At 72.0% G+C, this 261-nt stretch carries 1 protein-coding gene; it reads left to right on the top strand.

What is annotated here, in order from left to right; genetic code table 11:
• Positions 1–192, top strand: a 192-nt coding sequence (locus tag OH705_RS27765) for a hypothetical protein (protein WP_267303502.1), incomplete at its 5' end; no start/stop codon positions are given.
• Positions 193–261: the final 69 nt, after the last annotated feature.

Raw genomic sequence — 261 nt, 5'->3', positions numbered from 1 at the left:
CCGCCGCCGACCGACGAACCGCCGGAGCCGCAGGCTACCGCGGCAACGACGACGCCCAGCGGCACCGAACTCCGCGATGCCATGCAGGCACCCATCCAGAAAGCCGGGGCTGTGGAAGCGCAGGTGCAAGCCGCGGCCGATCGCACGAACGCCGCCGAAGCCGAAGCGACCGGCGACGCCAGCGCGCCCTGAGGCTCAGCCTTCGCCGTCCGCGGCGAATTCCACCCAGCGCCACTGCCCGTCGACGCGCCCGAAATAGAA

It is taken from the genome of Pseudomonas sp. BJa3 (genome assembly GCF_026343815.1).
Lineage (GTDB): Bacteria > Pseudomonadota > Gammaproteobacteria > Pseudomonadales > Pseudomonadaceae > Aquipseudomonas > Aquipseudomonas soli.
This window is presented reverse-complemented; position numbering and strand designations above follow the sequence as displayed.